Raw genomic sequence first — 8,218 nt, 5'->3', positions numbered from 1 at the left:
CCTGCCTGTTAGATCGTGAATGAACCATAGCGACCCACCCGGGCGTCATCATCCGGGGTTTCGGATCAACATCCGGAAATGCAGAACCTCTGATCCTGTAGTATCCTCCCCTCTCTGATGATGCCCGTTCATTTCCTCATCGCTTTTTGAATTGTTTACTCTATCGCTTCGGGGGGCGCCAGTGAGTCAATCCCGGCATCGTCAGGAATGAAGATATACCATCACTACATACTTTTTCTGTATGCACTATCTCCGTATCCTCCCCCCTCTTCTTCTGGTCCTGATTCTGGCACTCTCTGCCGGATGTACCGCACCCGATGAGCTTGTGGATGAGGGAGACCAGCAGGTATCATCAGGTGGTGAGGTACCACCGGATATACACCTTTCAAACGTCCGTGCTTTTGAAGGGGGACAGGCCTATAGAACCGGTTCAGATCTCTACCATGTTCTGCACCTCTCAGGATCATGGATGGAGATGGGGCGGCAGTACGGTGGCCTCGTCGGGGATGAACTCCGGCTCTTTCATGATGAGATTGTTGATGATATAACGTCCCGTGGTATCGATGAAGCAGACCAGATACGGGAGGCCAGGAAATCATATGATGGCTACTCCCCGGAACTGCAGGAACTTCTTGGGGGCATCAGCCAGACCTCCGGTCTCTCGATGGATGAGGTCCTTGTTCTCAATGCAGGGATGATGCTCCTCACCGATGCGATCCTTGAGGGCGATCATCCGGGTGCGTGTAGTGGAGTTGGCGTCTGGGATGGATATACCGGAGATGGAACACTTGTTTTTGGCCGAAACTGGGATATCCAACGGGAGTCTATGCAGAAATATATGCGATACCTCTCGGTGGTCGTCTATCATCCGGAGGAGGGGTATCCGGTCGCAAACATTCACCCTCTCGGGAACGTCTATCTTGAGACCGGTATGAATAGCGAGGGTCTCTTCATAGAACTGAATAACGGCGGGCATTCCGACCCGGTATGGTATCCCGAACGAGAAGATACATCCTCGGTTCTGATCAGGGTCCTGACAGAGAGCCGGACGGTCGATGAGGCAGTCCGGATGCTTGAGAATACACCCGCAGATCTCTCCTATATCCTCCAGATTGCTGATCCCTCCCATGCAGTCTCATTGGAGAGAGCGACATTTGATACCAGGGTACGGCCATCCGATGATGACGGGCTGGTTGTTGCAGTAAATCACTTTATACCAGACTATCCACCGCACTGGGAAGGGATCGTCGCACCACCCCGGCCAGCCAGCGTGGACCCCCGGTATGATAACCTGATCAGGATGGCTCAGTCAGAGGAGTATCGAGGGCACTTCACCCCTGACCTGATGATGCAGCTCCTTGAGATTCCGATAGAAGAGGGGGGAGCCACCTTCGGAGGGACCGTCTATCAGGTTGTTGCAGTTCCGGAGACGAGAACCATCTGGCTGCGTGCCATTGATCATGCCGACTGGGAAGAGATCCCGCTGGCGCCACTCTTTGGCTGATATCCTCCTTTTTGAGTGCCATTGTGGAACCGTCGTTATCAGTGGATAGATGATCTCTTCTATTGAGCCGGGATTAAGGCTTCGGAACGGAGAGATGGCTGATCAGAGAAGGGGGGTGTATCATTCCGGCCTCCCCTCATCAGACTCATCATCATCAAGCCTGCTCCCGACTGCCATCTCATAGGCCCTCTTCCTCACCACCGGATAGACCGGGAGAAGGATGGCTGCGGGATCAATGCCACGGATGGTAAAGGGGGCCTCGCCGCAGAGCCGCAATGCCGCAAACTCCGCCTCTGATCCACCGGTGATGGAAAAGGCGATCTCAGCCGGCTCACCCTCATTCTTCCAGAAACGATCCGGATCTATCGGGGTTCCTGTAGCCACCACCCCATCCCCCTGAGAGGAGGAGAGAGAAACATCACCAGAGACGGGAGGTTCTCCGGGGATCGCATCAGAGACCTGTCTCCTCCGGGCCTTAAGTCCTGCCAGGACCTCCTCCTTCGTCTTCCCCCTGAGAGAGAAGATCAGGAACGGGTCGTCATCAAACCGCTCGGCGAGGAGATAGTAGGCAGCGGCGATATGCTTGCAGGGGTTCTCCCAGTCCGGGCAGGAACAGTCCGTCCTGATATCCTTCACCGTATCCGGGAAGAGCGGGAGGCCGGTCTTTCCGACGATCTTCTCGATCTCCGCCGGGACCTCCCCGGCGAGGAGCTGGGCTGAGTAGAGTGCCTCGGCTGCCATCGCATCAAGGATACGGGTCCATTCACCTTCAGTGAAAGACCGGAGCCGGATCGAGACCGAGTACGGGGATCTCCGCGACCCTTGGACCTTCGACTCCACGCAGCCATCCTGTATCAGAAGGCTGATCACCTGGCCTTTCCGGGCATATGAACGGCCACGCTGGAGCCGGGCAGCATTCCCCATCCGCTCAAGGGCGGAGATGAACCGTTTCGACCACCATTTGTCTCCGATTGCACCCCTCTTGCTCTTCGCCTTAATACCATTCTTCACCGCAATCGGCGAGGTCTTCTCATATGAGGGATACCAAGGACTCATGAGAACGCCTCCGTCCTGAGCGTGAGGAGATCACGGAGTTCATCATCAGAGAGGGAGGCGATCCAGTCCTCCCCGCCGGAGAGGATCGATCCGGCCAGTTTCTTCTTCCCTTCGATCACCTCATCGATCTGCTCTTCAAGGGTGCCTCCGGTGATCATCGTCCTGACCTGGACATCCCGTGTCTGGCCGATCCGAAATGCCCGATCGGTCGCCTGGTTCTCGACCGCGGGGTTCCACCAGCGGTCAAGGTGGAAGACATGGTTTGCAGCCGTCAGGTTCAGACCGGTACCACCCGCCTTCAAGGACAGAAGGAAGATTGGGGGTCCTCCCTCCCCCTGGAACCGCTGAACCATCGCATCCCGCTCCTTCTGGGGGGTACCCCCGTGGAGGAAGAGAACAGGAACATTGCACCGCTCAGTGATGAGATCGATGAGCCGTTCGCCAAACGAGGGGAACTGGGTGAAGATGAGCGCCCGTTCCCCGGCATCCAGCACCTCCTCCAGCATCTCAAGGAGCCGTGTGCATTTCCCTGAGCGATCCGGGGATGCCATGGTATCCTGCTGGAAGAGTGCCGGGTGGTTGCAGATCTGCTTCAGCTTCATGAGAGCAGAGAGGACAAGCCCTTTTCGTTCGATCCCATCCCGGCCTTTCACCATACCAAGGAGCTCAAGCACAACCCCTTCATACAGGCTCGCCTGTTCGGGGGTGAGGGTGCAGTAGACCTTCATCTCCATCTTCTCCGGGAGATCGGAGATGATCGCCTTATCCGTCTTCATTCTCCTCATCACAAAGGGACGGATCAGGGTCCTGAGCTGGCGGGTTCGTTCGGGGTCATTAAACCGCTCAATCGGTGCGGCATACTGCTCCTTAAATGCCCGTAATGACCCGAGGTATCCGGGATTTAAGAACTCCATGATGGACCAGAGCTCGGTGAGACGGTTCTCAACAGGCGTTCCGGTGAGGGCGATTGCATGATCCGCCTTCAGGGATCGGACCGCCCGGGACTGCTTTGCCTGAGGGTTTTTGATATTCTGCGCCTCATCAATGATGATCGCCTTCCATGAACGGGATCTGATCTCCTCGAGATCCCGGACGACAAGCGGATAGGTGGTGATGGTCACATCGGCATCGCCAAGAAGTGCGGTATCCCTTGATGATCCATGGTGCGTGATGATACTGAGATCGGGTGCAAACCGCTGGATCTCCCGCCGCCAGTTGCCGACAAGCGAGGTGGGGCAGATGATGAGGGCTGGCAGAACCTCCTCCTCCCAGGCGAGGAGGTAGGCGATGATCTGGATCGTCTTTCCAAGCCCCATATCATCGGCAAGACAGGCACCGATCCCGTTCCGGGTGAGATATGAGAGCCAGGCAATCCCCTCCTCCTGGTAGGGGCGGAGGGTTCCCCTGAAGGAAGAGGGCACAGGTACCGGTGCCATCTCCCCTTTCTCCGAGAGGAGCCACCCCATCCAGCCGTCCGTATCAACGATCTCAGCCAACGGGAGATCAGGGTCGGCACCTGAGGAGAGCCGGAGAAGCTCGCCAACGGTCATCGTCCCGAATCTCTTCTCAAAGGCCCGCTTCGCCATCTCAATCCCGGATTCATCGATGGAGACCCATTGGCCATGCATCCGGATGAGCGGAATCTTCTGCTGTATCAGCTCATCAAACTCTTCCGGTGTGAGCTCGGTATCACCGACTGCAACCTTCCACGAGTACGAGGCGAGACTCCTGAGCCCGAACCGCCCCTCCGATTCGGTCTTTGTAACCGAGACCTTCAGCGAGGGTCTGGACCCGGTCTTCTTCCACCAGGCGGGAAGGATGACGGAGTACCCGGCATCGATGAGAAGAGGGGCTGCATGTGTCAGGAAGGTATATGCCCCGTCGGTATCAAGGGGAAGAGCTGTCGGCCGTGCAGTCTTCAGGCCTGCCTTCAGCTCCGGGTAGATCCGGGCGGCCATTCCGAGTTCTGTGAGGAGGATATCCGCAGGATCATCTCCTGAAGGGGTGGTGACGTTGCCATTCCAGATATCTTCCGCAGGGATGAGCCGGGACGAGGTCTCCGAACCGGCAAGATTGAAGGTGAGTTTCCACCGCCTCTTCCCGGGATCCGGATCCTCAAGCAGGAAACAGCCCCTGAGGATATCATCATCCTTGTGCGTTTTTGAATGGAGGGAGCCTGAATTGATCCACTCCCGCACCGTCCTTCGGAAGAGTTCGTCTTCATCTGCTTCATCCAGAAGGGAGACCGGAGCACCGGAGAGATGCACAACCCAAGCCTCTTCGGGGAGAGGGATGCTCCGCTTCCGTCCACGTTTCGGGGGGAGGAGTGGCCGGTCCCCGATACCCGAAGAGACGATCTCATGCACCGCATGATTGAGGAATGAGGTGATGAGGATCGCATCATCCATCCCGTCCCCGGCCCAGATACGACAGGCAGGGGGGAAGGTTCTCCGGAGAGCATCAAGCTGATCCATATCAGGGAGAGCCGCTTCCCATCCGTCCGGACCGGGAAGAAAGAAGCCATTAATGGCGAGATCGGCCGCATAGCGTGCCGCAGCCGACCAGAACCGGAGAGTCCTCCCGACCGGCAGATGGGATGGCAGGTGTGCCAGATCCGGTAGTGAGAGCGGGAGAGAGAGGAGAGGGACGGTGAAAGGGGCAAGGATCGCAGAACCCTCCGGACCACCCCCGCATTCAGGAGAAGGGAGGGGAGAGGAGCCAGATGAAGGAAGAAGGATGGTGGCAGACCCGGTCTCAGCTTCAGCTGATTCACCGGACGGGTACCCGGTTCCGGGTATTGTCCTGCAGAGCGATTCCATATCTGCTGCAAACGGGTGCGGGCGAACCGGAGGAATCTTCGGCCGCCGCCCCCGCCTCTTCTCCCCCTCGCGTGGGGCGGCGGTGTCTTCGCCCCATACCCGGATGGTGCCGGGGGAGTCCGGTGTCCAGAAACCATGGAGGATAATCATGGAGAAGACCTGATTCTGTCAGTGTGACCTTATATGAGGAGGTGATTCCGGGTACCATACCCGGAATCATCCCCATCTTCCTTCTTACTCTTCGGTGAGGGGTGATAAGATCTCTGGAAAGGAGTGCGGGAGAAGGGGGGTGATGAGCAATTGTCGTGCGGATTACATTCCACCATCTGTCTATAAACGGTATTGCAAGCCCCGCTCTTTAGGGGGGGTAGTTGGCCCATAACCAACCAGAAACGCAGGTATGGGAACGACCTCAATCCTGAGCCCATCCACTTCAATCGTCTTCTGCTGGTGTTCGGTGATGATCGTTCCTCCAGGCAGGCCGAATTTTTTACAGGCCATGACGATCCCGGCAACCTCCCGGTTCATATTCCGATCATGCAGTTCATAGCAGACCTGATACGCAGCCGTAATTCTGCCCATCTCCTGCGTGATAAAATCACATTCAACCCCGCCCTTCCCACCTTCATTGAGATAGAAAAGGCCCGTTCCCTGCCCCCGACGGATGAATTCATTATAGACGATGTTCTCGTATAACCTGCCGATATTCTCGGAGAAGAGGAACGAGACGGCATTGACAAATCCGGTGTCGATACAATAGTATTTAACGTCACTTCTCAGCTGTTTCTTCAGGGAGTAATCATAGTTCCGGAACTCTGCTATCATGTACGTTGCTTTGAGGTACGCGATATAATCGGATACAGTGGCGTAGTTATATCCAAGTGCCTTGCTGATACTATGAACGCTGTTCTGTTTTGTATCATTCGTCAGGATGTATTCAACGAGTTTCTTCAGCATATCATAGTTTCTCAGGCCATATCGTGCCAGAATATCATGCAGCAGGATTGTGTTGAAATATGAGAGAATCTCTTCCTTTTTCAGATCCTCGTCAACAAGGACGACTTTCGGAAAGCCGCCATATCTGAGATAATCAGAAAAAAGCTGATGTATCTCCCTCCTTTTTGCTGAGTAGTCGGCGATATTCCGGTATTCAAGGTCATTGAAAGAGAGGAATTCCAAAAATCTGAGAGGATAGACAGTAACCTGAAGATATCTTCCGCTGATCGATGATGCCACCTCGCCGGAGAGGAGCTTTGAAGAGGATCCGGTGATATAGATCGTCGCCCTCTTCAGATCATGAGCAGTTCGAACCCACTTCTCCCAGCGGTCTACATATTGCACTTCGTCAAGGAAGAGGAAGACCTCGCCGTCAGGGTTGATCGCTTCCCTGTACGTCTCAAGAAGAAGATCAAGGGTATCCGGATCTGCATCTTCGGAGAGTCTGGGATCTTCAAAGTTGATATACAGAAGCTCTTTCTTATCCCTGCTCTTTGCAAGGTGCTCCATCTCCTGTTTCAGAAGCGTTGATTTTCCGCTCCTCCGAATTCCTGTCAGGACGATAATCTCATCCGATCTCCTGTACCGCTCAAGGATAGAGCTGTATGCAGGACGTTGCACATAGGTCTCAAACTCCCGATTCCAGTAGTTCCATTCCTGAAGGATCTCAAGGATCGTAAGTTTTGATAGTTCCCGCATCATGTACCTCTACGATACCATTGTGCCGGGAGGAGATAAAACCTATAGTATACTGAAAGTTTTTCTCGCTTTTTGTTATACTATACTATATGTCGACTCTCCGAACCCCTAATAATAATCATGATGAAATTCGATGACAGGAGAGAAGAGCTCGGGCTGATGAAGCATCTCTCTGCACAGAGCCCCTCGTATCTCATCATCACCGGCAGGCGGCGGATTGGAAAGACGGAGCTGATCCCGGAGTTTTCACCATCTCCCCTCGAAGCCCCAACACATTAATGAATACTGCTCAGCCGAAGATCCAGCTCAAGAAGCCCTTCTTCTGCTCTTCCATCATCGCCCGTTCTTGAAGGCGGCGTTGCTCCTCCTCCATCGGGCCAAGCTGCTCAAGAAGGATCTTCGAGAGTTCCGGATCCGTTGAAGAGCTGTTCTGGATGAGCTCGCGAATCTCCTCTATCCGCCGCTCATTCTCTTCTGCATGTATTCTGATCCGGTCTGCTGCCTCCCGGTCCCCTCCGAAGAGCGTACGCATGATGCCGGATCGCCTCTCCATTGCCACCTCATCACTCCACTGGGCATTGACCGAGGCATTGTACTCTCGGGCGTTTTCAGCAACATGCGGACCAATACCGGTCATATTTTCAGCAGCTAATAGGCAGAATACAGCGTTTCTGACCTGATTCTCATGGATATACCGTGCCCGTGCCTGCTGTGGGAGGATCTTCACCTCTTCTTCCTGCATCTCCTGCCGGGCGCGGATAAGGTTTCTCAACCCTGCTGGATCCACAGAGGCGTTGATTCTCTCTTCCCGAACAGTTTCGCGGACTCGTTCACCCTGCGATTCATCCGGAGGACCTGCCATCACCGGGGATGCGGGGTTTGTCACCGGAGGACCCCCGGACGTGTTCCCCGGTTCAACAGGCGGCCCTCGTGTTACCGTCGCCTGACCGGGCTCGCCCCCCTGCTCTGCGGCTATAGCAGGAGCTACGGCTGCGAGGAACAGAAAGAGACAGATGATGATCGATAGAAATCTCATATCAATCTCCTACACTCCGGAGATGATAATCCTTTTCCGAAAGAGGAGATGAGCGAGTCGATGGCAGAACAGCGGGGGAGGTGCAGGATTTCACCGTCAGGCTCGATT

Annotated in this window: 6 protein-coding genes; 2 read left to right on the top strand and 4 right to left on the bottom strand. The window is 55.1% G+C overall.

Annotation, left to right across the window (positions count from 1 at the left end):
* Positions 1-241 precede the first annotated feature (241 nt).
* Positions 242-1,504 carry a C45 family autoproteolytic acyltransferase/hydolase gene (locus tag RJ53_RS05675; protein WP_211530645.1) on the top strand — a complete coding sequence of 421 codons (1,263 nt, stop codon included), beginning with the start codon at positions 242-244 and terminating at the stop codon, positions 1,502-1,504.
* Between the two features lie 120 nt (positions 1,505-1,624).
* Here RJ53_RS05675 and RJ53_RS05670 read toward each other — a convergent pair whose 3' ends face one another.
* The 3 genes from RJ53_RS05670 to RJ53_RS05660 form a co-directional block, all read right to left on the bottom strand.
* Positions 1,625-2,560 carry an SWIM zinc finger family protein gene (locus RJ53_RS05670; RefSeq protein WP_211530644.1) on the bottom strand — a complete coding sequence of 312 codons (936 nt, stop codon included), beginning with the start codon at positions 2,558-2,560 and terminating at the stop codon, positions 1,625-1,627.
* Positions 2,557-5,529: a DEAD/DEAH box helicase gene (locus RJ53_RS05665; protein WP_211530643.1), complete on the bottom strand. Its 2,973-nt coding sequence runs from the start codon at positions 5,527-5,529 to the stop codon at positions 2,557-2,559. The genes RJ53_RS05670 and RJ53_RS05665 overlap by 4 nt, the downstream gene beginning before the upstream one ends.
* Before the next feature lie 180 nt (positions 5,530-5,709).
* The gene (locus RJ53_RS05660; RefSeq protein ID WP_246496009.1) at positions 5,710-7,077 is read right to left on the bottom strand and encodes an ATP-binding protein; all 1,368 of its coding nucleotides are present in this window, start codon (positions 7,075-7,077) and stop codon (positions 5,710-5,712) included.
* A 117-nt stretch (positions 7,078-7,194) separates the two neighbouring features.
* On the opposite strand from RJ53_RS05660, the gene RJ53_RS05655 reads away from it, so the two are divergent.
* A complete protein-coding gene (locus RJ53_RS05655) occupies positions 7,195-7,353 on the top strand; it encodes an ATP-binding protein (protein WP_211530642.1) in 159 nt (52 codons plus the stop codon).
* 10 nt (positions 7,354-7,363) lie between these two features.
* Here RJ53_RS05655 and RJ53_RS05650 read toward each other — a convergent pair whose 3' ends face one another.
* Positions 7,364-8,110 carry a hypothetical protein gene (locus tag RJ53_RS05650; RefSeq protein WP_211530641.1) on the bottom strand — a complete coding sequence of 249 codons (747 nt, stop codon included), beginning with the start codon at positions 8,108-8,110 and terminating at the stop codon, positions 7,364-7,366.
* Positions 8,111-8,218: the final 108 nt, after the last annotated feature.

It is taken from the genome of Methanocalculus chunghsingensis (assembly GCF_018132105.1).
In the GTDB taxonomy this organism is placed as follows: domain Archaea; phylum Halobacteriota; class Methanomicrobia; order Methanomicrobiales; family Methanocorpusculaceae; genus Methanocalculus; species Methanocalculus chunghsingensis.
This window is presented reverse-complemented; position numbering and strand designations above follow the sequence as displayed.